General features: G+C 66.9%; 16 protein-coding genes, 1 tRNA gene and 1 pseudogene. 7 read left to right on the top strand and 11 right to left on the bottom strand.

Annotated features, from left to right (window positions below):
- Positions 1 to 50: 50 nt before the first annotated feature.
- From RRU_RS13250 to RRU_RS13225, 6 genes and pseudogenes are all read right to left on the bottom strand, one after another.
- Positions 51 to 917: pseudogene (locus tag RRU_RS13250) on the bottom strand (IS256 family transposase); the annotation flags it as partial.
- A 281-nt stretch (positions 918 to 1,198) separates the two neighbouring features.
- Positions 1,199 to 1,702 carry a chemotaxis protein CheW gene (locus RRU_RS13245; RefSeq protein WP_011390315.1) on the bottom strand — a complete coding sequence of 168 codons (504 nt, stop codon included), beginning with the start codon at positions 1,700 to 1,702 and terminating at the stop codon, positions 1,199 to 1,201.
- A 131-nt stretch (positions 1,703 to 1,833) separates the two neighbouring features.
- Positions 1,834 to 3,270, bottom strand: a complete 1,437-nt coding sequence (locus tag RRU_RS13240) for a hypothetical protein (protein ID WP_011390314.1) — start codon at positions 3,268 to 3,270, stop codon at positions 1,834 to 1,836.
- Positions 3,267 to 4,226: a transglutaminase family protein gene (locus RRU_RS13235; RefSeq protein ID WP_011390313.1), complete on the bottom strand. Its 960-nt coding sequence runs from the start codon at positions 4,224 to 4,226 to the stop codon at positions 3,267 to 3,269. Before RRU_RS13235 ends, RRU_RS13240 begins: the two co-directional genes overlap by 4 nt.
- Complete coding sequence (locus RRU_RS13230; RefSeq protein ID WP_011390312.1) at positions 4,223 to 6,946, bottom strand: circularly permuted type 2 ATP-grasp protein; 2,724 nt, start codon at positions 6,944 to 6,946, stop codon at positions 4,223 to 4,225. The genes RRU_RS13235 and RRU_RS13230 overlap by 4 nt, the downstream gene beginning before the upstream one ends.
- A gap of 23 nt (positions 6,947 to 6,969) precedes the next feature.
- A complete protein-coding gene (locus RRU_RS13225; protein WP_011390311.1) occupies positions 6,970 to 10,242 on the bottom strand; it encodes a DUF2126 domain-containing protein in 3,273 nt (1,090 codons plus the stop codon).
- A 258-nt stretch (positions 10,243 to 10,500) separates the two neighbouring features.
- Here RRU_RS13225 and dgcN point away from each other — a divergent pair, with 258 nt between their 5' ends.
- The 4 genes from dgcN (at position 10,501) to RRU_RS13205 (ending at position 15,860) form a co-directional block, all read left to right on the top strand.
- Positions 10,501 to 11,508, top strand: a complete 1,008-nt coding sequence (gene dgcN / locus RRU_RS13220) for an N-acetyltransferase DgcN (protein ID WP_011390310.1) — start codon at positions 10,501 to 10,503, stop codon at positions 11,506 to 11,508.
- A 4-nt stretch (positions 11,509 to 11,512) separates the two neighbouring features.
- Positions 11,513 to 12,514 (top strand): N-acetyl-D-Glu racemase DgcA, encoded by a 1,002-nt coding sequence (dgcA, locus tag RRU_RS13215; protein ID WP_011390309.1) that lies wholly within the window; start codon positions 11,513 to 11,515, stop codon positions 12,512 to 12,514.
- Positions 12,515 to 12,792: 278 nt separating this feature from the next.
- Complete coding sequence (locus RRU_RS13210) at positions 12,793 to 13,830, top strand: GGDEF domain-containing protein (RefSeq protein WP_011390308.1); 1,038 nt, start codon at positions 12,793 to 12,795, stop codon at positions 13,828 to 13,830.
- A gap of 95 nt (positions 13,831 to 13,925) precedes the next feature.
- Positions 13,926 to 15,860, top strand: coding sequence for a methyl-accepting chemotaxis protein (locus tag RRU_RS13205; RefSeq protein WP_011390307.1), 1,935 nt, complete (start codon positions 13,926 to 13,928; stop codon positions 15,858 to 15,860).
- 9 nt (positions 15,861 to 15,869) lie between these two features.
- On the opposite strand, the gene RRU_RS13200 is transcribed toward RRU_RS13205, so the two are convergent.
- Positions 15,870 to 16,559 (bottom strand): class I SAM-dependent methyltransferase, encoded by a 690-nt coding sequence (locus RRU_RS13200; RefSeq protein ID WP_011390306.1) that lies wholly within the window; start codon positions 16,557 to 16,559, stop codon positions 15,870 to 15,872.
- Positions 16,556 to 17,410 carry a hypothetical protein gene (locus RRU_RS13195; RefSeq protein WP_011390305.1) on the bottom strand — a complete coding sequence of 285 codons (855 nt, stop codon included), beginning with the start codon at positions 17,408 to 17,410 and terminating at the stop codon, positions 16,556 to 16,558. The genes RRU_RS13200 and RRU_RS13195 overlap by 4 nt, the downstream gene beginning before the upstream one ends.
- A 93-nt stretch (positions 17,411 to 17,503) precedes the next feature.
- Between RRU_RS13195 and RRU_RS13190 the strand changes: the two genes are divergently transcribed.
- Positions 17,504 to 18,124, top strand: coding sequence for a YdcF family protein (locus tag RRU_RS13190; RefSeq protein WP_011390304.1), 621 nt, complete (start codon positions 17,504 to 17,506; stop codon positions 18,122 to 18,124).
- Positions 18,121 to 19,347, top strand: a complete 1,227-nt coding sequence (locus RRU_RS13185) for a CaiB/BaiF CoA transferase family protein (RefSeq protein WP_011390303.1) — start codon at positions 18,121 to 18,123, stop codon at positions 19,345 to 19,347. The genes RRU_RS13190 and RRU_RS13185 overlap by 4 nt, the downstream gene beginning before the upstream one ends.
- A gap of 17 nt (positions 19,348 to 19,364) precedes the next feature.
- On the opposite strand, the gene otsB is transcribed toward RRU_RS13185, so the two are convergent.
- From otsB to RRU_RS13170, 3 genes are all read right to left on the bottom strand, one after another.
- Positions 19,365 to 20,258: a trehalose-phosphatase gene (gene otsB, locus RRU_RS13180; RefSeq protein ID WP_011390302.1), complete on the bottom strand. Its 894-nt coding sequence runs from the start codon at positions 20,256 to 20,258 to the stop codon at positions 19,365 to 19,367.
- Between the two features lie 122 nt (positions 20,259 to 20,380).
- Positions 20,381 to 21,289: a transglycosylase SLT domain-containing protein gene (locus RRU_RS13175; RefSeq protein ID WP_011390301.1), complete on the bottom strand. Its 909-nt coding sequence runs from the start codon at positions 21,287 to 21,289 to the stop codon at positions 20,381 to 20,383.
- Positions 21,290 to 21,777: 488 nt separating this feature from the next.
- Positions 21,778 to 22,662, bottom strand: coding sequence for an N-formylglutamate amidohydrolase (locus RRU_RS13170; RefSeq protein WP_014626403.1), 885 nt, complete (start codon positions 22,660 to 22,662; stop codon positions 21,778 to 21,780).
- A 171-nt stretch (positions 22,663 to 22,833) separates the two neighbouring features.
- Here RRU_RS13170 and RRU_RS13165 point away from each other — a divergent pair.
- Positions 22,834 to 22,908 (top strand) — tRNA-Val (locus RRU_RS13165).
- The last annotated feature ends 32 nt before the right edge of the window (positions 22,909 to 22,940 follow it).

Raw genomic sequence — 22,940 nt, 5'->3', positions numbered from 1 at the left:
GTCCCGTTGCGTGGTTGCCGTTTGATCTCCGGGAAGTTTGTCCGGAGTAATCAAGCCACCGCGACGGGCGGCAGGCTTAAGAGGGGATCATCGCCCAAAGAGGCGACGGATTCCAGGGGCATGTAACGAGCGCGCTGTACCGCCCACTCGTCGTTTTGCTCCAGCAAGATCGCTCCGATCAGGCGGGTGATGGCGGCTTCGTTGGGGAAGATGCCGACGACGTCCGTGCGGCGCTTGATCTCGGCGTTGAGGCGTTCGATGGGATTGGTTCTGTGCATCTTGGTCCGATGCTCCTTGGGAAAGGCCCTGTCGCCAAGACATCAGTTCTCTGCCTCATCGAGCAAAGCGGCAAGCTTTGGGGTCTTGGGAGGCAGTTGGTCAGCGACCTGCCGCTATTGCGCCCGAGCCAAGGCCTCGTCGTTTTGGGCGAAAGCGGTCCCGATAAAGGCGGCAACGATGCGCCGACCGCTTTTCCCAGCGTGAGAGAGGGCTGTGCGCATGAAATGCACACGGCAGCGCTGCCATGTGGCGCAAAAGACCTTGGAAATGGCGGCCTTGATGCCTTCGTGGGCGTCCGAGATCACTAATTTGACGTTTTTCAGGCCTCTTCAGTTCAGTTTGCGCAGGAAATCCGTCCAAAAAAGTTCCGCTTCCGAGAGGCCGATATCCATGCCCAAGACTTCGCGCCGCCTCTCAGCGTTGACCGCGATGGCGATGGTCACGGCAACAGAGACGGTCCGATTGTCCTGACGGACCTTCACGTACGTGGCGTGGCTCCAGAGCGTGGGCCAGTCTCCCTAGATCGGGGGTCGGCCAAGGAAGGCCTTCACGCGCTCGTCGATGGCGGTGCACAGGCGGCTGATCTGGCTTTTAGCCCCCCTGCCACGTGATGAGATACGATCGTTTTTCGTCCTGGTCTGAGAGACTGGCTGCTCTTGAGACCGCCATTGAGATTGACCTCGGCTTCGTGAAGTTTCCAATCCTCGGCGAGGGGTCGTTTACGCGCCGCATCGGCGGCACGGTTGCCCGGGCACTTCGATCAACATCGACCGATCTAGTCCGACCAAAATCCGCAGCGTGCGAATGGCTCGTCCCTTCCCCAAACAGCCAGCCGAAACCGCCCGATCCCCGCGATCAACGGGGAAACGGCGGCTTTGACAGCGCGATCGGAAAGGCGGGCCGCGACAGGCCCGATGGCTTAATTGGTTCCGAAGGTCAGGAAGGTATCGACGTCAAGGACGACCAGAAGTTCGCCGTCAAGGCGGACGACGCCGCGCGAGATGGCGCGCCAGCGCGGATCAAGTGTGGTCGGATTGGCTTCGATGCGGGCGACGGGCAGGGTTTGCACATTGCCCACCGAATCGACCATCAGGCTGTAAAGCTCGTTGCCCAGTTCGACGGTGACGCACATCACCGGGCCGCCGGTCTTCTTGGCCTTGAGGCCCAGGCGCTTGCGCACCTCGATGACGGTGACGATACGGCCGCGCAGGTTGATCGCCCCGGCAACTTCCGGGGGCGCCAGCGGAATGCGGGCGATCTTCTCGGGGATCAGGATGTCCTGGACCCGTTCGACGGGAATGCCGAAAAGCTGCTTTTCGACGTAGATGGTGACGAATACCTGTTCATCCACGGTCGACAGGGCGTTGGCCCCCTTGACGGTGGTCAGGGATCGGCTATCGCCGGCCGCTGTGAGCTGATTCATGTCGGTCCCTCGACTCGGTTAACCCGCACCGTTGTCCTGCCGGAAGCCGGGCAAACCCCGCTTGTTGATTTATAGGCCTAGCCCCCCGGCGCGGCAAGTGCTGCTTGCGTGTTCGGCCTCAGGCAAAGGGCCTATGCCATAAGTCTGGTCAGGGCGATGACGTAGAGCGATAGGGCCAAGGCGCAGACCACGGTGAAGCCGCCGTTGTCGCGCGCCCCGAAAGCCGCCGCCCCCACCGGCCGGCCCGGCGCGGTGGCGACCCGCGCCGAAAGCGCCACCGCCGCGGTAAACGGCGACGAGGCGGCCATCAGCGCCCACGACCCGCTATAAGTGACGGCCATCACCGGAGCGGGCAGGCCAAGACTCTCGGGCGAGGGGATGGCGGCGGCCAGCAGCGAGATCGCCAGCACCGGGCTCATGCCGATCTGACCAAAGGCGATGGCCAGCCAGGGCACAATGGCCATCAGCGCCCAAGACGGCAGGCCGATGCCGGCCAGCAGGCCCGGCACGGCGTCGGCATGGAGCAGCCCGGTCACCACCCCGCCGATGAAGCTGGCCGAACCGACGATCGCCAGTTCGCCGTTATAGGCGGGCAGGGTGTCGCGCACGTAATGACCCAGGCGGGTGGCCGTATCGCTCAGCGCCAGACCGAAGCCAAGAACGGCGCTGTCTTGCAGAACGATCCAGGCGGCGGCGAGCAGCGGCACGAACAGCATGACGCCGATGACCAGCCGGATACCAAAAACTTCCTCCATCAGCCAGCCCACCCCCAGAATGGCGCCGACCAGGGCGAGCACCGGCAGCACCAGCGCCCAGGATCCCTGTTCCTCTTCCGGGCTGGCCGGCGGCGGGGCGACGCGCAGGCGGGCGCGCGAGAAGCGGTCCATCACCCAACCGATGGCGACGAAGCCAGCGGCGGCGGCGAGCATGGCCGGCGCCGCCGCGCTCCACGATAGCGAGGGTAGCGCGGTCAGGATCACCGCCAGACTGACGGTCAGCGGCGACCAGGTCAGGGTCGCGGCGAAGCCCCGGTGGATGGCCTGGGTCATGCGCAACCGCCTGACCGTGGCGCGCCGCGCCTGATCGGCATCCTCTTCGGGATGGTCGGCCGCCCGCGTGCCCTCGGTCACCATGGTGCCGAGCAGCGGGATCACCCCGAAGTTCAAGATCATGCCGAACAGATGGCCGCCCAGGGTCAGCGCCAGATAGCGCCAGCCCGGCGGCCGGTGGGCCAGAAAACGTCCGCAGCGTCGCACCAGCGGCGAGGTCAAGGCCGCCTCGCGCAGCACGCCAAAGGACACGAACAGCGTGGCGACGAAGCCCATCGCCGCGATGGCCCGGCGCAACGCCTCGGGGTCAAGCTTGCCGACGGCGGCGGCCAGGGCGGAGGCGGCGATGGCGGCCAGGATGTAGAAGCGGGCCGCCCTGCGCATGCGGCCCCAGACGCTCAGGATATAAAGGGCGAGGGCGAGGCCCGTCCCCCAGGTCAGGGACGCGGGCGCCCCCAGGGAAACCGCCAGGGTAAGAACCGTGGCGGTCAAAAGGCTTACGCCGGCGACGGGGATCACGCCGGGCTTTCCGTCCGCGCCCGCGGGCCGTTGGTCCTGGGGCGCAGCGTCACCGCCACGCTGACGGTCTGGGCGCCACCGCCGAGCATCACGCCCTTGATCGGACTGACATCCTCGAAGTCGCGGCCCCAGGCGACGGTGACATGCTCGCGGGTGATCAACTTATCGTTGGTCGGATCAAGATCGATCCAGCCGCCGTTGGGCGCGGCGGCGCAGGGCACATACAACGAGACCCAGGCATGGCTGGCGTCGCCGCCTTCCAGGCGCTCGCCGCTTTCGGTCGAGCAGGTCAGCACATAGCCGCTGACATAGCGCGCCGCCAGCCCCATCGAGCGCAGGCAGGCGATCTGGAGATGGGCGAAGTCCTGGCAGACGCCCCGGCGCTTGGCCAGCACCTCGGCCAAAGGCGTCGCCACCGTCGTCGCCGTCGGGTCATAGGTAAAATCGGCGTGGATGCGGCCGGTCAGGTCGATGGCGGCTTCCAGGATCGGCCGGTCGGGCGGAAAGGAGGGCAGGGCATAGGCCCGCACCTCGGGCAGGGTTTTCACATGGCCGCTGGGGTAGAGCATCTGGCAGGCGTCAAGGGTATCGGCGCCAAAGCCCAGGCGCAGGCGCTCGGCCACCTCTTCCCAGCGCGGGGTGTCCGCCGCCGCCGGCAGGGTTGGCGGCAGGATGCGCACCTGACTTTGGGCGACCACCGTCAGGCTCTCGTGGGGTTCGGACAACGAGAAGCTGGTCACCGTATTGCCGAAATAATCGATCCGCTCCGAGCGGATCTCGGGCAGCGGGGTGGCTCCCAACTGGGTCGAAAGCACCTGCTGGGTGGCGAAGGAGCGGGGCTTGAGGTGGGCGCATTGGTGGGAGACGGTGACCGGCAGGGCGTAGCGATAGGAGGTCACATGCTCCACGTCGTAAAGAACCGGCGGACCCGGATCGACGATCGGCAAGGGAGTCACGCCTTGGCCTCCGGCTGTGGGCCGGGAACGGCGAGGGAAGGGGCTGGCGGCGAGGGGGGGGCGGCGCGCTGGGGGGACACGGGCGCGGACTCCGGTTTGGGGGGGATGGGGTGGATCGGCGGGCGCAAGGTGGCGGCATGGTCCGCCTGGGCCGATTCGAGGTCCGGGTGGCCGGCGATATCGGCGCGGGTTTCCACGGCATGGGCGAAGTAATGCAAGGTCAGGGCGTGCCCCAGGCCCGACAAGCCGTCGCGCAGGTCGCTCAGCAGGGACGACAGCGCGATCTGTCCGGCCTCGGGCTTGGGATCAAGGGTGATGGCGCGCGGATCGGTCGCCCGCACGCTGGCCAGCAGGCGGATCATCAGCCTTTGTTCCTCGGTGCGCAGACCGAAGGCCTGATCGGGGGCCAGAACCTCCATATGCTCGGCCAGCAAGGCGACCTGATAGCCAAGCGAGCGCGGGTTGCTTTCATCGCTGAGCAAAATGTCGAGAACGGGGGCCGGCGAGGGCAGGGACAGGTAACGCGAGCGATAGGTCATCGCCGAATCATTGATATCGAGGATGACGTCGAGCGCCGGGCCGATGTCGGCGGTATCGGCGATCAACGGCGCGCTCAACAGGTCAAGAACATGATGGGCCCGCTCCAGCCGCCGGCCGATATCGAGGAAGCGCCAGCCCAGGCCGCGCGTCATGTTTTCCAAGGCCAGCCCGTCGAGGGCGAGCAGGGTCATGATCAGCCCGTCAAGCTGGCTTTGTGGGGTTTCCAGATCAAGCGGTCCGCGCGTTCCCGGGGCGTCGAAGGGCGCTTCGCACAGCCGGGTGACCACCCGCCAGGTGTCGACCGACAGGCGATCGCGCACGGCATTGGCGGCGCGGCGCAGATTGGCGAGATTGGCCACCAGACCCAGCGGTTCCTCGGGGTCGGCGTTGATCGACAGCAAGATGCGCAGGGCGGCCTCCTGCACGGTCGGCTCGCTGTAATCCTCTTCGACCGGCAGATGGCCAAGCCCGGCCATCACCGAGAGAACCACCGCCAATTCGGGTTCTCCAAAGCCGTTTTCGGCCGCCAGCATGCAGGCCTTGCGCAACAGCCGGGCGGTATCCTCGCAGCGCTCGGCATAGCGGCCCAGCCAGAAAGTGTTGTCGGTCACCCGCGAGGGCAGGTCGCGCGAGCCCCGGCGCGGCGGCTCGGCGTTGTCGCGCAACAAGGTGATCGGCGCCACCGGCTCGTCGGACAGCACCCAGGTATCCTTGGCGCCGCCGTCGCGATCGGCGTTGATCCGCCAGGGCTGGTCATCGACCCCGGGCGGGGCGACGCGGGTCAGGCCGCCCGGCATCACCACATAGCTGTCGCCATAGGCGGCGAGGTGAACGCGCATGATCATCGGCCGCGGGGTGAGCCGCCCGCCTTCCCAGACCGGGGTGGTCGACACCATCGCCGCCTCCTGTCCGACATAGGCCCAGGGACGGGCGGCGAGATCGGCCAGCAAGGTGGCGCGGGCCTTGGCGTCCAGGCGGTTGACGGCGATCGGCGGGGCGTGGACGTTGAAGGCCGGGCGCACCACCAGATCATCAAGATGGTCGCGCACATAGCGCGATTCCCGCTCCTGGCCGCACCACCAAGTCGCCAGCGATGGCATCACCAGTTCCTGGCCGAGCAGCCGCCGGCACAAGGCCGGCAGGAAGGGCATGAAGGCCGGGGCCTCGACCAGCCGCGAGCCGATGGCATTGGCCACCGTCACCGTGCCGGCATGGACGGCTTCCACCAGTCCCGGCACCCCGAGGGTGCTTTCGCCACGCAATTCCAGCGGATCGCAAAATCCCCCGCCGTTATGGCGGATGATGACATCGACCTGCTTCAACCCCTCCAGGGTTTTCAGATAAACCCGGCGGTCGCGGGTGGTCATGTCCTCGCCCTCGACCAGGGTCAGCCCCAGATAGCGGGCGAGATAGGCGTGTTCGGGGTGGGTGGCGTTATAGGGACCCGGCGTCCAGACAACGATGCGCGGATTGTCGATCGGTCGCGGCGCCAGCCGGGTCAGGTTCTCGCGCAGCTTCATGAAATAGGGGGCGAGGCGCTGAACCTCGGTCGCCCGATAGAAATCGGGCAGGATGCGGCTGATGATCAGGCGGTTTTCCAGGGCGTAGCCGGCCCCCGAGGGGGTCTCGGTGCGATCATTGACCACCCACCAGCGGCCATCGGGGGCCCGGGCCAGATCGGCGGCGTAGAAGTGCAAGAAGGTGCCGTCCTTGGGCTTGACCCCGTGGAGCGGACGCAGGAACCCGGGATTGGCATGGACCAGGGCGGGGGGCACCTGGGCCTCGTTGAGCAGGGCGCGGTTGCCGTAAAGATCGGCGAGAACGGCGTTGAACAAGGTGGCGCGCTGGGTCAGGGCGTATTCGATATAGCCCCATTCCCGGGCATCGAGCAGCAGCGGCACCGGATCGAGCGTCCACGGCCGGGCCGGCGTGCCGTCGGTTGGGCCGCCGGGCGCCGTGTGGGTCATCCCGGCGTCGCGGATCAGCCGCAGGCCGCGATCCCAGCGCCGGGCCATTTCCCCGGGCGGTTGGGCGGCCAGCAATTCCATGAACGGGCGCCAGCGCGGTCGCAAGGATCCATCGGCTTCGACCATCTCGTCGAAGCCCGAAGGGGCCTGATAGGCGGGCAGGTCCATTCCGGGAAGAAAGGCCTGCAGCGCGGCCGTCTGATTGGCGGTCATGGGAGTCTCCGTCGGATACCTCCTTATGGGCCGGGACGGCGGCGCAGGTCCAGCGTCATCGGGAAGTCGTCATTGCGCTCGTCCTCGGGCACCGCCATCGGTCCGGGGGTATGGCCAAAGGGAAAGAAGCGGGCGAGGCGCCGGCTTTCCGCCTCATTGGCGTTGACCGGGAAGGTTTCATAGTTGCGCCCCCCCGGATGGGCAACGTGATAGGTACAGCCGCCGAGCGAGCGTTCGTTCCACAGATCGACCAGATCGAACACCAGCGGCGCTTGCGACGGGATGGTCGGATGCAGGCAACTCGCCGGCATCCACGCCCGGTAGCGCACCCCGGCCACCGCCTCGCCCGGGGTTTGCGTCGGGGTCAGCGGCAGGCGCCGTCCATTGCATGTAACCACATGGCGCCCGGGTACAAGGCCACGGACCTTGATCTGCAGGCGTTCGACCGAACTGTCGACGAAGCGCACCGTGCCGCCGGCGCTGGGCTCCTCGCCCATCACATGCCAGGGCTCCAGGGCATGGCGGATTTCGATCTCGACTCCGGCCGGGCGCACGGCGCCATAGCGCGGGAAGCGAAACTCCAGATGGGGGGCGAACCAGGAGGTTTCGAAGGCATAGCCGGCCCGGGTCATGTCGTCGATCATGTCGCGCAGATCGGCCTCGATGAAATGGGGCAGCATGAAGCGGTCGCGCAGCGCATGGCCCCAGCGCACCAGCGGCGCCTGATAGGGGGTTTCCCAGAAGCGGGCGATCAGGGCGCGCAACAGCAGCTGTTGGGCAAGGCTCATCCGCGCGTGCGGCGGCATCTCGAAGGCGCGGAACTCCACCAGACCCAGGCGGCCGGTGGCGCTATCGGGCGAGTACAGCTTGTCGATGCAGATTTCCGTGCGGTGGGTATTGCCCGTCAGATCGGTCAAAAGATTGCGCAGCACCCGGTCGACCAGCCAGGGTGGCGCCTCGCCGGCCGCGGAGTCGGCCTTGTCGGGCAATTGGTCAAGCGCGATCGCCAATTCATACAGCGCGTCGTCGCGGCCCTCGTCGACGCGCGGCGCCTGACTGGTCGGGCCGATGAACAGGCCGCTGAACAGATAGCTCAGCGCCGGATGGTTCTGCCAATAGCGGATCAGGCTGCCCAGCAGATCGGGACGGCGCAGAAAGGGGCTGTCGGCCGGGGTGGCGCCGCCGACCACCAGATGGTTGCCGCCGCCCGTTCCGACATGGCGGCCATCGATCATGAACTTCTCGGTGCCCAGGCGCTCGGCCCGCGCCCCGGCATAGAGGGTCTCGGTGGTATGGACCAGGGCCTCCCACGTGGTGCTGGGGTGGACATTGACCTCGATCACCCCGGGGTCGGGGGTGATCTTGATCATGCGCAGCCGCTCGTCCTGGGGCGGAGAATAGCCTTCCAGGGTGATCGGCAGGTCCAGATCGCTGGCCGTTCCCTCGACCTCATGGAGCAGGGCCAGATAATTCTCCAAGGTCTCGGCCGGTGGCATGAAAACATGAAGGCGTCCGCCCCGGGCCTCGACGCACAACGCCGTGCGCACCACGGCGTCCGAGCGCGAGTCCTTGGGGGGGGCGGCGGCCAGGGGCGGCGGATCGGCCAAAGGTGGGCGCGGGGCGAAGGGGTCTTCCTCGACCAGGAAGGGGTATTCTTCGGGGGCGAGCCAGGGCAGGCTGGCCAGCGGCAGGCGCAGCCCCAGGGCCGAATCCCCGGGGATCAGGTAACAGTGCTCCTGGCGGAATCTCCAGACCTCGGACTTCCAGGCCGCCGCGCCCTTGGGCGGGGTCTGGCGCTGCACGGGCAGCACATAGCCCACCAGTTTGTCGAGCCCGCGCTCGAACACCCGGGCCAGCCGGTCGCGGCTTTGCCGGTCTTCAAGGTGGTTGTCCAAGGCGTCGACATTGGCGGGCAACTGGCGTTCCTGGGCCAGGAAATGCCAGGGATCCTCATAGGCTTCGAGGATGACCTTGTTATCGAGCCCCAGGCGGGTGGTCAGCCGCTCGACGAAGGCGCGGGCGGACCGGGTATCGTGGCCGTGATCGCTGAGGCCGTCGCTGAGCAGCCGGGGGGTGCGCCACAGCGCCTTGCCATCGGTGCGCCAGAAAAGATGATGGGCCCAGCGCGGCAGTTGCTCGCCCGGATACCATTTGCCCTGACCAAACAGCAAAAGCCCGGCGGGCGCGTAGCTTTGGCGCAGGCGGTGAAGAAGATTGGTGGCGAGGCGTTCCTTGTCGGGGCCGACGGCGGTGGTGTTCCATTCCGGCCCGTCCATGTCGTCGATCGACACGAAGGTCGGCTCGCCGCCCATGGTCAAGCGCACATCGGCCTTGCCAAGAACCGTGTCGATGCGCCGGCCGAGGGCGTCGATCGCCCGCCATTGCTCGTCGCTATAGGGCTTGGTCACCCGGGGCGTTTCATGGACGCGGGTGATCGACATGGCGAAATCGAAGGCGGTTTCGCACGGTTCGACCAGACCGGACACCGGGGCGGCCGACGGCGTGTCGGGGGTGGCGGCCAGCGGGATGTGGCCTTCCCCGGCGAACAGGCCGCTGGTCGGATCAAGCCCGACCCAGCCGGCGCCGGGCAGATAAACCTCGGCCCAGGCGTGCAGATCGGTGAAATCGTGCTCGGGGCCGCTCGGGCCATCAAGCGACTTCTGATCGGCGGTCAACTGAAGCAGATAACCCGAGACGAAGCGCGCGGCCAGACCCAGGTGGCGCAGAAGCTGGACGAGCAGCCAAGCGGTGTCGCGGCACGATCCCTTGGCCAGACCCAGGGTTTCCTCGGGCGTCTGCACCCCGGGTTCCAGGCGCACCACATAGCCGATCCGCTGCTGCAAACGGCTGTTGAGGGCGACCAGGAAATCGACGGTCGGCGTCGGCGTCAGGTCAACCGAGTCGATAAGGGCGCTGAGCAACGGGCCGGCGTCGGCCTTGCGGCGAAAGGGGGCGAGTTCCTCGGCCAGATCCTCGGGATAAGCGAAGGGAAAGCGCTCGGCCTCGGGTTCCAGGAAAAAATCGAAGGGATTGAATACCGCCATATCGGCGATGAGATCGACCTCGACCGAGAAATGGTCGACCGGTTCGGGGAAGACGACGCGGGCCAGCCAGTTGGAATGGGGATCTTGCTGCCAGTTGAGGAAATGGGGCTGGGGCTCGATCTTGAGGCTGTAGGACAGCACCGGAGTTCGGCTGTGGGGCGCTGGGCGCAGGCGGATCACCTGGGGCGAGAGCGTCACCCGCCGGTCATAGCGATAGACCGTGCGGTGGTTCAAGGCGACATGAATGCTCATCAGAACTCCCCAGTGGGCGGGCGGACGGGTTTCCTACTTATCGGGCCCGGGGGGCGTTTGTGCAAGCAGGGTGCAATGGTGAAAGTTTGCCTAGAATTTCGCCATACCCTCCGCACCCCCCGGGCCCCCTTGATGAATTCTCCCTGCGGAAACCCTTTGCGATCGCCGAATGCGGAGGCTACCGTCCCTGTGAAACCGTCCGATCGGCCTTCGCCGACGGGCATTCTCTCCTGTCGTTCTCCCTTGAAGAGGTCTCCGATGGCCCTGCGCACCCCCTACTTGCTGTTTCTCGGCGATGCCGCCGATCAACTGGCGGCCAAGACCGCCAACGGCATTCGCCAATGGCGGCCTGACTGGTGCCTCGGCCAGCTCCGCCTGGAGGGCTGCAAGGCCGATCTCGGCCTGCCCGACCTGACCTTGGAAGAGGCCAAGGCCGTGGGCGTTCAGACCTTGGTTCTGGGCGTCGCCAACCGGGGTGGCGTGATCGGCGAAAGCTGGCAGGCCGTTTTGTTCCGCGCCATCGACTTGGGCATGGACATCGCCGCCGGCCTGCATCAGCGCCTGACCGAGGTGCCGGGGCTGGCCGAAGCCGCCGCCAAGGCCGGAGTCGCCCTCCATGACGTGCGCCACCCGACCGGGACGCTCAAGGTCGCCTCGGGCCTGCGGCGTCCGGGCAAGCGGGTGCTGGCCGTCGGCACCGATTGCTCGGTCGGCAAGATGTACACCATGCTGGCGATGGAGCGCGAGATGAAGGCCCGGGGCTGGGCCGCCGATTTCCGCGCCACCGGCCAGACCGGCATCCTGATCGCCGGCGGCGGCATCTCGGTCGACGCCGTGGTCGCCGATTTCATCAGCGGCGCGGCCGAAGCCCTGGCACCGGCCGCCGAGGCCGATCATTGGGATCTGGTCGAAGGCCAAGGCTCGCTGTTCCATGCCTCCTATGCCGGCGTCAGCCTGGGCCTGCTCCATGGCGCCCAGCCCGATTGGCTGGTGATCTGCCACGAGCCCGACCGCCCGCATATGCGTGGCCTGCCCGGCAAGGCGCTGCCCGATCTGGAAAGCTGCATGGCGCTCAATCTCGAATGCGCCAAGCTGACCAACCCCGGCGTTCAGGTTCTGGGCTTCGCCTTCAACACCTCGGCGCTCGATGACGCCGCCGCCAAGGCCTTGCTGGCCGAGACTTCGGCGCGCTTCGCTCTGCCCTGCGTCGATCCGGTGCGCGGGGGTGTCGCCGCCCTGGTCGATCGTCTGGCCGAGAAGGGCTGATCCCATGACAAAGCCCCGGCTGATCATCCGCGACGAGGTTTGGCCCATCGCCGGCTCCTTCGTGATTTCCCGCGGTGCCAAGACCGCCGCCCATGTGGTTCTCGCCGAGATCCACGAGACCCAGGCGGACGGACGGACGCTGATCGGCCGGGGCGAATGCGTGCCCTATGCCCGCTATGACGAAACAGTCGAGGGAGTGAAGGCCGATCTGGCCGCCATGACCGAAGCCGTGGCCGAGGGGCTGACTCCGACCGGCCTGCTGTCGGCGATGGCCGCCGGGGCGGCGCGCAATGCCCTTGATTGCGCCCTGCTCGATCTGGCGGCCAAGCGCAGCGGCCGGCCGGTCTGGTCCACCCTGGGGCTGGCCGAGCCCCAGCCGATGGTGACGGCCGAGACCATCAGCATCGGCACTCCGGCCGAGATGGAGGCCAAGGCGAAGACCCTGGCCGATCGCCCCTTGCTCAAGATCAAGGTCGGCGCCGATGATCCGCTGGGGCGGGTCGCCGCCGTGCGGCGCGGCGCGCCGGACTCGCGGCTGATCGTCGATGCCAACGAGGCTTGGACTCCGCGCGATCTGACCGATCTGTTGACGGCGATGGCCGGGCTCAAGGTCGATCTGATCGAACAGCCGCTGCCCGCCGGGGCCGATGACGCCCTGGCCGATATTCTGAGCCCGGTTCCGCTTTGCGCCGACGAGTCGGCCCATGTCGCCGGCGATGTGCCGCGCTTGGCCCGGCTTTACAGCCATATCAACATCAAGCTCGATAAGACCGGCGGGCTGACCGGGGCCATCGAACTGGCCGATCGCGCCGAGACCGCCGGCCTGGGCCTGATGGTCGGCTGCATGCTGGCCACCTCGCTGGCGATGGCGCCCGCCCTGTTGCTGGGCGGCCGCGCCGCCTTTGTCGATCTGGATGGCCCGGTGCTGCTGGCCCGCGACCGCGAGCCGGGGCTGCGCTTCACCGCCGGCGTCATCCATCCCCCTGGCAGCGAGCTCTGGGGATAGGGACGGTCCTCCCCCGGGGGGGAAGGGGGACTTCGTGGAGGATTTATTTTACTTCCTATAAACTACCCCCTATCCTTCCAAAAAATGGTTCTTTAGGGAGGGCCGACTGGCATCAGCCAATGATCGAGGGGATGAAGGCGATCCGCGCTGCGCTGGCGCGGATCACAAACGGACTGACGCCAGACTTGATAAGCGATCTTATCTTGCCGATATCCCATTCGCCTTTGGTTCGGCGGAGACGCGCTCTTCTGATCATTTCGCGGGTGCGGTGGGTGGCGATGGTTTTCGCTTTTCTCACGCCCCTGTGGATCGTCGTCGATCTGATGATCCTGCCCTGGCCGCTTTCGGGGGTGCTGACCGGCCTCCGGCTGACGGCGACGGCGGCCTTCGCCGGTCTGGCCTGCGGCTTTCGCAATACCGAACGGGTGGCGACGGCGCTGGTCGCCCTGGCTTTGCTGCTGAGCATCCCCTGTCTGTTCTTTGCCATCAGCGTGCCCAGTCTGTCGGGAATCGCCCTGGAGCCGACCCAACAGGTGTTGGCTTCGGGCTATGCCTTCCTGCCCTATGTGATGGTCGCCGGCCTCGCCGTCTTTCCAATCACCGCCGTTGAGGGAGTTCTGCTGGCCTTCCCGCTGATCGCCTCGCAGATGACCGTCGCCTTGCTCGGGTTTCCCCTCGAGCCCTTCAGCTATTACCTGGGCGCCTTGTGGCTGCTGACCCTTTTGGCGGTGGTGGCGACCCTGGCGGGGATGAGCCAACTGCATTTCATGACCCAATTGGTCAATCAGGCCTCCCATGACGGCCTGACGAAAAGCTATACCCGCCGGGTTGGCGAGGAATTGCTTGATGTGCAGTTCAACGCCGCCCTGCGCGCCGGACTGACCCTGTCGATCGCCTTTTGCGACCTTGATCACTTCAAATCGGTCAACGACCGCTTCGGCCATGAGGAAGGCGACCGCGCCCTGAAACGCGCCGCCGAGGCTTTCCGCAGCGTGCTGCGGCGGGGCGATATCATCGTGCGCTGGGGGGGCGAGGAATTCATCATCCTGATGCCCAATACCAGCGCCGAAGGGGCCCTGCAGGCCATGCTGCGGCTGCGCGAGGTCGGCTTGGGGCTGCTGCCCGACGGCACGGTTCAGACCGCCAGCGTCGGCGTCGCCGAACTGACCGCCGATCATAGCCGCAACTGGTCCGATCTGGTGGAAACCGCCGATAAGCGCATGTACAAGGCCAAGAAAACCGGCCGCGACCGGGTGGTGACCATGGGGGGGGATATCGTCGTCGCCCGCTTCCCGCGCGAAGCCAACGCCGCCTGAGGCGATGGGGCCTTTCCTCCAGGAATAATATATCTGTAGGGTTGTATACTTTTTTGATGGCTTTGCTAGGATGTCTTCATCCTTGGAGGGCAACAATGAAGATATCCACCCGCATCGCTTTGATTGGCGGTGTCGCGATCAGCGGGCTGATCCTGGTCAGCGTTCTTTCATGGTTGGGAGCCAACCACCTCGAGCGGCTTGACGCGACGAAAAGCTTGGCGTTGGAGCAAGAACGGCTGACCCGGGTGATTCGCTATGACTTCCTCAATTCCCGTCGTCACGAGAAGGATTTCCAGATTCGTCGCGACGAAGCTTTCGCCCGGGCCCTGATCGACGAGACCGCGCCCAAGGTGCGCGAGGGGTTGGCCCGCCTGCGCGGCCTGTCGGAAGAGCCCGACATCGGTCGGATCGAAGGCGGTTATCAGCGCTATGTCGAGCAGTTCTCCGCGGTGGTCTCCCTTTACCGCAAGCTCGGTCTGGACGAGACGGCGGGGCTGCAAGGTGCCCTGCGCCAGGCTGTTCATCGCATCGAGGAGAAGATCGGACAAGCCGATGATCCGCGCCTGATGGTTTCGATGCTCAGTCTGCGCCGCCATGAAAAGGACTACCTGCTGCGTCTCGACCCGGCCTATGGCGCCAAGTTCACCAAGGAAGCGGACAATTTCCTTAGCCTTCTCGAGGGCGCTCCGCTCAATTCGGCCGATAAGGCGGAATTCACCCAGCGTCTTGCCGATTATCGCCAGAGCTTCCTGAGCTATGTCACCACCCGTCAAGAGCTGACGGCCGCGGTGAAGACCCTGAGCGAGGTTTTCGCCGAGGTCGAACCGATCATCGAGGCGGTCACCGTCAAGACGCAGGCGGTTTTCGCCGAGGCGGCGCAAGAGGCGACCCGGCAGGGGGAGCGTACGCATACGATGATGCTGGCGGCCCTGATCGCCATCGGTCTGGCGATGATCGGGCTGATCGCGGCGATCTCGCGCTCGATCACCCGGCCGATCACGGCGATGACCGGGGCGATGGGCGATCTGGCCAAGGGGAACCTGGACGTCGCCGTGCCGGCGCTCGAGCGCCGCGACGAGATCGGCGCCATGGCCAAGGCCGTCGAGGTCTTCAAGCGCAATTCCCAGGAACGCCAGCGCCTGGAAGAGCGCGAAAAGGCCGATGCCGCCCGCGCCGAAGCCCGCCAGCGCAAGATCGCCGACTCGACCCGGCGCTTCGACGCGACGATCCTGACCATGATCGCCAAGATCAAGGCGGCGGTCGAACAGTTGCATAGCGCCTCGAACGCGCTGTCGGCCAATGCCGAGGAGACCGGGCGCCAGAGCGGCGCCGTGGCCATCGCCACCGCCAACGCGACGGCCAATGTCGAGACCGTGGCCTCGGCGGGCGCCGAACTGGCCGCCTCGATCGATGAAATATCCTCGCAGGTCCAGCAAACGGCGGCGATTACCCGGGCCGCCACCGACGAGATGGCCGAGGCGACCCACAAGATCGGCGGTCTGAGCGAGGCGGCGCAGAAGATCGGCGACGTGGTCGGCGTCATCAATGCCCTGGCCTCGCAGACCAATATGCTGGCCTTGAACGCCACCATTGAAAGCGCCCGGGCCGGTGAGGCCGGGAAAGGCTTCGCCGTCGTCGCCAATGAGGTCAAGGTCCTGGCCGGGCAGACGGCGCGGGCGACCCGGGATATCGCCTCCCATATCGCCGCCGTTCAGGGGGAGGCCGGCGCGGCGGTGAGTTCGATCGCCTTGATCTCGGGGACGATGACCCGCATCAACGAGTTCACCGCAGCGATCGCCGGCGCCGTCGAGGAGCAAGGGGCGGCGACCGCCGAAATCGCCCGCAATGTCGATCAGGCCTCGCAGGGCACCCGCGAGGTGGCGATCAATGTGGCCGGAGTCGCCGAGGCGGCCTCGGAAACCGGCCGCATGGCCCAGGGGGTGTTCCAGTCGGCCGACGACCTGCAAAGTGAAAGCGCCACCCTTGAGCGCGAGGTCGAGCGGTTCCTCAAGGAAGTGCGCGAGGCGTGAGAAGGGGCGTCAGGGGCGGGTGAACAGCGCCGCGCGCATCGGCTGGTCAAAGACGCGGCCGCCCGTGCCGTCCTCGACGCCCAGGCGCTCGAAGGACAAGCGCAGCGCCGGTTCCACGGCGGCGAAGGCCTGATCGCGGTCTGAATGGATGGCGGTGAAGCGCAGGCGGATCTCGTCGAACGAGGCGCGGCGGATCCGTGTGCGATAGGCGAAGCTCCGCAGCCGGCGCAGGCCAAGATCCTCGGCCCCGTCAAGGCAGGCCTGGGCCTGGGCGCGGACCTGGGTTTCATCGTCGAGCGGGCGGAGCATCTCGAAGTTGGGGCCTTCGGCGATCGGTTCGGCGACATAGATCAGGCCGCCTGGACGGATGACCCGGGCGGCTTCCCCCAGGGCCCGGGCCATCAGCGGCTGGGGAATGTGGTGGAGGCTGTTGAAGAAGATCACGCCGTCGACGCTGGCTTCGGCCAAGGGCATCGCCTGGGCGCCGGCCTTGACATAGGCCACGCCCGCGACCGTCGGCGCCGCCAGGGCCAGGGCCAACTGGCGGTCGGCGACATCAAACCCAAGCACCGAGCGCGCCCCCTTGGCGGCCAGCACCCGGGCCAGGGCGCCATCGCCGCAACCGACATCGACCAGCGCCCGCCCCGCCGGGGGCAGGGCTTCCAGAAGCACCTCGGTATTGCCGCGCGGTTTCGTCATCCGATGAGCTGCGGGCGTTCGGGCCGGTACTGCACCTTGTTGGCGCGCTCGAAGGCGGCGACGAATTCGGCGCAATGCTTGCGGCGTTCGATGGTGGCGTCGATCTGGTCAAGGGGGATCGGCGAGGCCACGGGCCCGGCCTCTTCGCCGGCGCCGGCCGGACGGGCGCGTTCCATCAATTCCTTCAGCGTGATCGCCTCGACCAGATCGGCCAGGAAATTGATGAAGGCGCTAAGACGGATCTTGCGATCGGTTTGGTGAAAGGCCGAGACGGAAAAGGAACCGGTGCGCCCGCCCCGGCGTTCGAGCACCGCCGCCCGCAGATGGGTGGGAAAGGGCGAGAAGACGACGGCGGTCTGGCTTTCGTGGCGGACAACGATATCTTCGGCCTTGCCCAGCAAATTCCAGGTGGCGGTCTTGATCAGATCATTGGTCAGATCCTGGCCCTTGGCCACCTCTTCGATCATGTCGATGGCTTCCGAACCGCGGGTGACAAAGGCGGCCCGGCCGTCGGCATGAATGGAAACCCAGGATTCCGGGTGATGGCGCCGCTCGAAATCGCTTTGCTTGCGCGCCCACAGATCGGCCCAGTCGATCGGCACGGATCGCTGGAAAACCTGGGAATCGCGCAGGAAGTGATCGATCACCAGGGCGCTGAGGCGCAGCGTCGCGGCGATGGTTTGACCGCGCACGACCACTTGGCTTTTGCGGTGCGAAGCGGCCAACTCCAGGACAACCCGATTGGAGCGGATCGTGAAAGAGGTGTCCTGATCGGGAAGCTCCGGCTCATCGTCGAAGGTGTGAACCGAGGTTTTTTCCCGGAAGAGGGTGATTGGCCCTATGGATGCCATCGATGCTCTTGCTATCGTTGCGGATTGGGCGCGGCGGCGGTGCCGGGCGCGGGATGGCCTTAATAATCCAGATATTTGGAGCGATTGTCTACCGTGAGACCTCGCCGAAATACGCTATGTCATGTCGCTGAAGAAACGGATCGGGCTTTCCCGCCTGCCGGACGGGCGGGCGAGGGCTGCGCCGTCGTCGTACTCGGCGCGCGGGTGCTTGGTGACGGACGCCCGTCCCCGGCGCTGGAACGGCGGGTTCTTCATGGGGTGGCCCTGGCGCGCCGCCATCCCGCCGCCCGTTTGTTGCTCAGCGGCGGCGCCACCGGCGGCCCCTTGGACGAGGCCTGGGTGATGGCGACCCTGGCTTTGGGCGCGGGCATCGCCGCCGAGCGCCTGATCCTGGAGGACCGGGCGCTTGATACCCTGGGCAACGCCCGCCATAGCCTGCCGCTGCTGCGCGCCGCCAGAATCGGCCGGGTGCTGCTGGTGACCGATCCCAGCCATATGCCCCGGGCGTTGTTGAGCTTTCGCGCCGTGGCGGGCGATCATCTGCGGTTGCGCGCCGCGCCCACCCCGTGCCCGGCCGGCGGCTGGCGGAACCGGCGGGCGATTTTCGGCGTCTTGCGCGAAATGGCGGCCCTGGGACTTGTCCTGCCGCGCCTGCTGATCGCCCGCCGCCGCGCCGCTTCGCCCCTTGACTTGCCACCGGATGCCCCGTCATGACCGTTTCCCCTCCGCCGCCGCCCGCCGCCCCGGTCCGGCCGCTTGCCGGTTTGCGCGTGCTTGACGCCGCCACCTTCATCGCCGCCCCCTTCGCCGCCGGCTTGCTTGGCGAATTCGGCGCCGAGGTCATCAAGATCGAACACCCCGCGGGCGGCGATCCCTTTCGCCGCTTCGGCACGATGACCGAGCGCGGCGACAGCCTGGCTTGGCTGTCGGAGGGGCGCAACAAGGCCTCTCTCACCTTGGATCTGCGCAAGCCGCAAGGTGCCGAGGTGTTCCGCAAGCTGGTCGCCGGCGCCGATGTGCTGTGCGAGAACTTTCGCCCGGGAACGCTGGAGAAATGGGGGCTGGGCTGGGAGGTTTTATCGGCGATCAACCCCGGCTTGGTGATGCTGCGGGTGTCGGGCTATGGCCAGGACGGCCCCTATCGCGACTATCCGGGGTTCGCCCGCATCGCCCACGCCTTCGGCGGGCTGACCCATCTGGCGGGCCTGCCCGGCGGGCCGCCGGTGACGCCGGGATCAACCTCGCTGGGCGACTATATGAGCGGCCTGTTTGGCGCCTTTGGCGTGTTGAGCGCCCTGCGTCACCGCGACGCGACCGGGCGCGGCCAGCAGGTCGATATCGCGCTGTATGAAAGCGTGTTCCGCGTGCTTGATGAACTGGCCCCGGCCTATGCCTATACGGGCGCGGTGCGCGGACCCGAGGGGGCGGGAACGCTCAACGCCTGCCCGCACGGCCATTTCCCCTGCGCCAGCGGCGGCTGGGTGGCCATCGCCTGCACCAATGACAAGATGTTCGAGCGGCTGGCCCGGGTGATGGGGCGCCCGGCCCTGGCCTCGCCCGAGGTCTGGGGGACGACGGCCCGACGGCTGGCCGAGCGGGCCGCCGTCGATGCCCTGGTGAGCGCCTGGACGGGGGCTTTGGCGCGGACCGAGGTTCTGGCGTTGTGCCATGCCGGCGAGGTGCCCTGCGGCCCGATCAACGCCATCGACGATATCTTCGCCGATCCCCATTTCCAGGCGCGCCAGACGATGGTCACGCTGATCGAGGCGCAGCTTGGCGCCATCGTCGTTCCCAATGTTCTGCCCAAGCTTTCCGAAACCCCCGGCCGCATCGACCACCTGGGGCCGCGCCTGGGCGCCGATAGCGGGCGGATTCTGGGTGAGCTGGGGCTGAGCGAGGCCGAAATCGCCGATCTGCGCGCCCAAGGGGTGGTGTGAGGGGGGGAAGGCCGGCGTCAGGCCACCATGTCGTTGAGCAGGCGGCAAACCCCATCGGGATCGGCGACGCGGAAGAAGGCGTGGCTGGTTCTGCCCCGGCCGTCCTCGTCGGCGCCGGCGACCAGAACGCCGATGCCATCGATCTCGGGCAGAACGCGGAAGGCGTCCTCGTCGGTCAGGTCGTCGCCGAAGAACACCGCGACATAACCCTCCCCATCCACCCCCAGGGCGCGGCGCAGGTGAAGCACCGCCTTGCCCTTGTCCCAATCGATATCGGGCAGGAATTCGACCAGCCGCTTGCCGGCCTTCTCGCGCAGTCCGCGCAGATCGCGGCGCGCCGCCTCCAGGGCGGCGGCGAAGGCCGGGCGGTCGGCCGGGGCGACCATGCGGTCATGGGCGGCGACCGAGAAGCGCTTGCGTTCGATCAAGGCCCCGGCGATGCCGTCGAGCCCGGCGTGAAGGGCGGCCTCCATGGCGTCAAGGCGTTCGACCAGCCCGGCCAACCCACCATCCAACTCGGCCGCCAGCGGATCGGCATCGTCGGGCGCAACCTCGCTGGCACTGCCCGACGGGGCGAGGCGAATATCGAAGCCGTGACCGCCGGCATAGGTCAGACCGGGCAGGCCGACCTGCTTTTCGACATCGGCGCGGTCGCGGCCGCTGACGATGGCGACGGGCAGTTTGCCCGCCAGCTTGCGCACCGCCTCGCGGCGCGCGGCCGAGAAGACCACCGCCTCGGGGCGTTCGGCGATCGGCGCCAGGGTGCCGTCGAAATCAAGGAAGACCACCGGCGTGCGCCCCTTGAGCGCCGCCAGGAACGAGGCGGTCTCGTCGAGGATGGGGATAAGCTGCTCGATCGGCTTGGCCTGATTTTTCGGCGCCTGGGGCGAGCGAAGCGACGAGGCGGTCATGGACAATCCCTTTCTGCGCGGAAGAAGCATCCGAAGGCCCGGGCTGCGGCAAGGCAACGCGCGGACTCAGCGTTCGCTGCGCCAGGGGGGAGACAACCGGTATTTTATGGGGAAGGGCGGCCTTACGACGGCGACTCGCCGTTGCGTTGGGCCTGCCACGCCTTCAGTTTCTTTTCGCGCCAGCCCTCGGCGAAGGAGCGGCCGGCCTCTTCTTTGGCGGCCTGTTCGGCCTGGGCCTTGGCCCGGCGCTGCTGGTAGATCACATCGGCGGCGCGGGCGCGGGCCATCGATTCCTCGGCCCGGCGCTGGGCCTCGGCCTGGAAATGGGCCAGACGTTCGGGCGCCGAGGTGGCGTAATAATACCCCTCATAGGGGCGGGCCATGGAAAACAGGCTGGCCGAGGGGGCGGCACCGGCGGCGGGGCCGGTGGCGGGACCGGCCTGCGAGGCCAACTGGACGCGGCCCTGGGCGCTGGCCCGGGCTTCCAGCCACGCCTCGTTGATCTTGGCCGCATAGCGTTGGGCATAGACCTCGGTTTTCGAATGATAGGCGGTGACCGCCTCGGCCCAGTCGTTGGTGTCGTCGAACAGCCGGCGCAGGAAGCTTGCCGCATAGGCGACATTGGCGGCGGGATCGATCGCCTCCTCCAGGCTGTCGAAGGCGCCGCCGTGATAACGCAGGTTCACCTGCATGCAGCCGACATCGATATTGGCGACGCCTTTGGCCTGAAGCAGGCGGACTTCGGCCAGGGCCTCGGCCTTGGTCTGGAAAAATCTGCCCCGTCCCTCGGCCATAACCGTCCACGGCCAGGCAATTCTTGCCCGCAGATCGCGGTCCCAACGCCCGGATTCGACCAGCGAGATGGCGGTGAGCATGTGTTCGGGGAAGCCGGCATTGCGGTTTTGCGCCAGGGTCTGCGCCGCGCACAGCGCCGATGGCGGCGTCTGGGCGCGCGCGGCAAGCGGCAGGGCCGCCAGCAAAAGGCCGGCGGCGCAGGCGAGAGCGCGACGAAGAGAAGGGACAGGGCGCATGACCGGCGATCCTAGCTCAGACCCTCGTCCAGCCGAGGGAGGCTTTGTTCGGCCCCTCGCCAAAGCAAGGGGGCGGCGTTTGGTTGCCTTATTCCACGCAAATCCCGTGCCATTGGTTGGCTTGTCGGAGTCGCCCCTCCGCCGGGCGCGGGAGCCAAGTCTCGCCAAGGGGTAAAGAAAAAATCGCTGCGATACTGAAACCACATTGTCGGCAAGGATATGGTGGAGACGGAATGTTTCCTGACCAACCGGTGAACAAGCAATAAAGCATGCCGGCTGTGTCTATTTTGCCGCGGTAACCGAGAAAGCCGCGGCCAATCGGCATCAGTTTCTTTTCTTCCTTGCCAAGAGCGGGGGCGCTCCCTAAATTTTGCGATGCAGCACGAGGCGCATCTGTGCCAAGAGCTGCTTCTTGGACGTTTCCTCCCTAAACTCGGGCCGTGGTTTTTCCACGGCCCCTTTTTCTGTCCGCCGCGCGCCGAGCCGGCTCAGCAGGAGGGGTGGGGCTGGAGCAAGGCGGCGGGCAGGCTGCCCAAAGCCAGGATCAGGCCGGCCAGCTTGTCGCGCAGGTCGTCAAAGGCGGGGAACCGCTCGCGGGTGATCTCGTCCATGTAAAGCCGCCGCGACACTTCGATCTGCAGGGTGTGGGTGCCGGCCGCCGGACGGCCATAGTGGCTGGTGGTGAAGCCCCCCGCATAGGGCATGTTGCGCGACACCCGATAGCCGGCGCCGCGCAAAGTCGCCTCGGCGGTTTCCATGACCGCCGGCGCGCAGGTCAGGCCGTGGCGGTCGCCAAGCACGATCTGCGCGGCAAGATCGGGATTGCCCTGCAAGGGCGCGGGCATCGAGTGACAATCAAGCAAGAGGGCATAGCCAAAGCGCAGGCGCGTCGCCTCGACCAGGGCGGCGAGGGCGGCGTGATAGGGGTGGTAAAGCGCCTCGATCCGCGTCTGGGCCTCGGCGAAGGTCAGCTTGCCGCGATAGATGTTGCTGCCCGTGCCGACCACCTTGGCGATGGTGCCCAGGCCGGCGGCCACCCGGGGGCTGGTGGTGTTGACGTAATCGGGCAAGGGATCTTCGAACATCTCGGGGTCGAGCTCATAGGGCTCGCGGTTGAGATCGAGATAGGCCCTTGGATAGGTGGCGCGCACCAGCGGTGCCCCGAGGTCGGGGGCGAGGGCGAACAACTCGTCGACGAAGGTATCCTCCGACCGCCGCAGCGCCTGGGCGTCAAGCGCCGAGAGATCGCGGAAGGGCCCGGGGTAAAGCGTTCCCGAATGGGGCGAGGCGAGCACGAGCGGCAGGGTTTGCCGTTGCGGGGCAAGCACCTCGTAGGGCGGGCGATCGTGATAGCCGGCGGGCATGATGTCCATGCGACAGATTATAGGATGCGTTCGCGGCCCGTGCCACTGGCGAAGCACCCCCCGATCACCGGCCTTTTTGGCGCAAGCGACCGTTTCATGAAAAAAACTCGAAAAAGGGGCTTGCAATGCCCCCGCAGCGAGGCTAAAAGCTCCTCCTCCGGCCAGCAAGGCTGGTGAATAGGGCGGTTAGCTCAGCGGGAGAGCACTACGTTGACATCGTAGGGGTCACTGGTTCAATCCCAGTACCGCCCACCATCGAAACCCCAAGGGAAACCTTGGGGTTTCGT

The sequence above is a fragment of the Rhodospirillum rubrum ATCC 11170 genome (assembly GCF_000013085.1).
In the GTDB taxonomy this organism is placed as follows: Bacteria; Pseudomonadota; Alphaproteobacteria; order Rhodospirillales; family Rhodospirillaceae; genus Rhodospirillum; species Rhodospirillum rubrum.
This window is presented reverse-complemented; position numbering and strand designations above follow the sequence as displayed.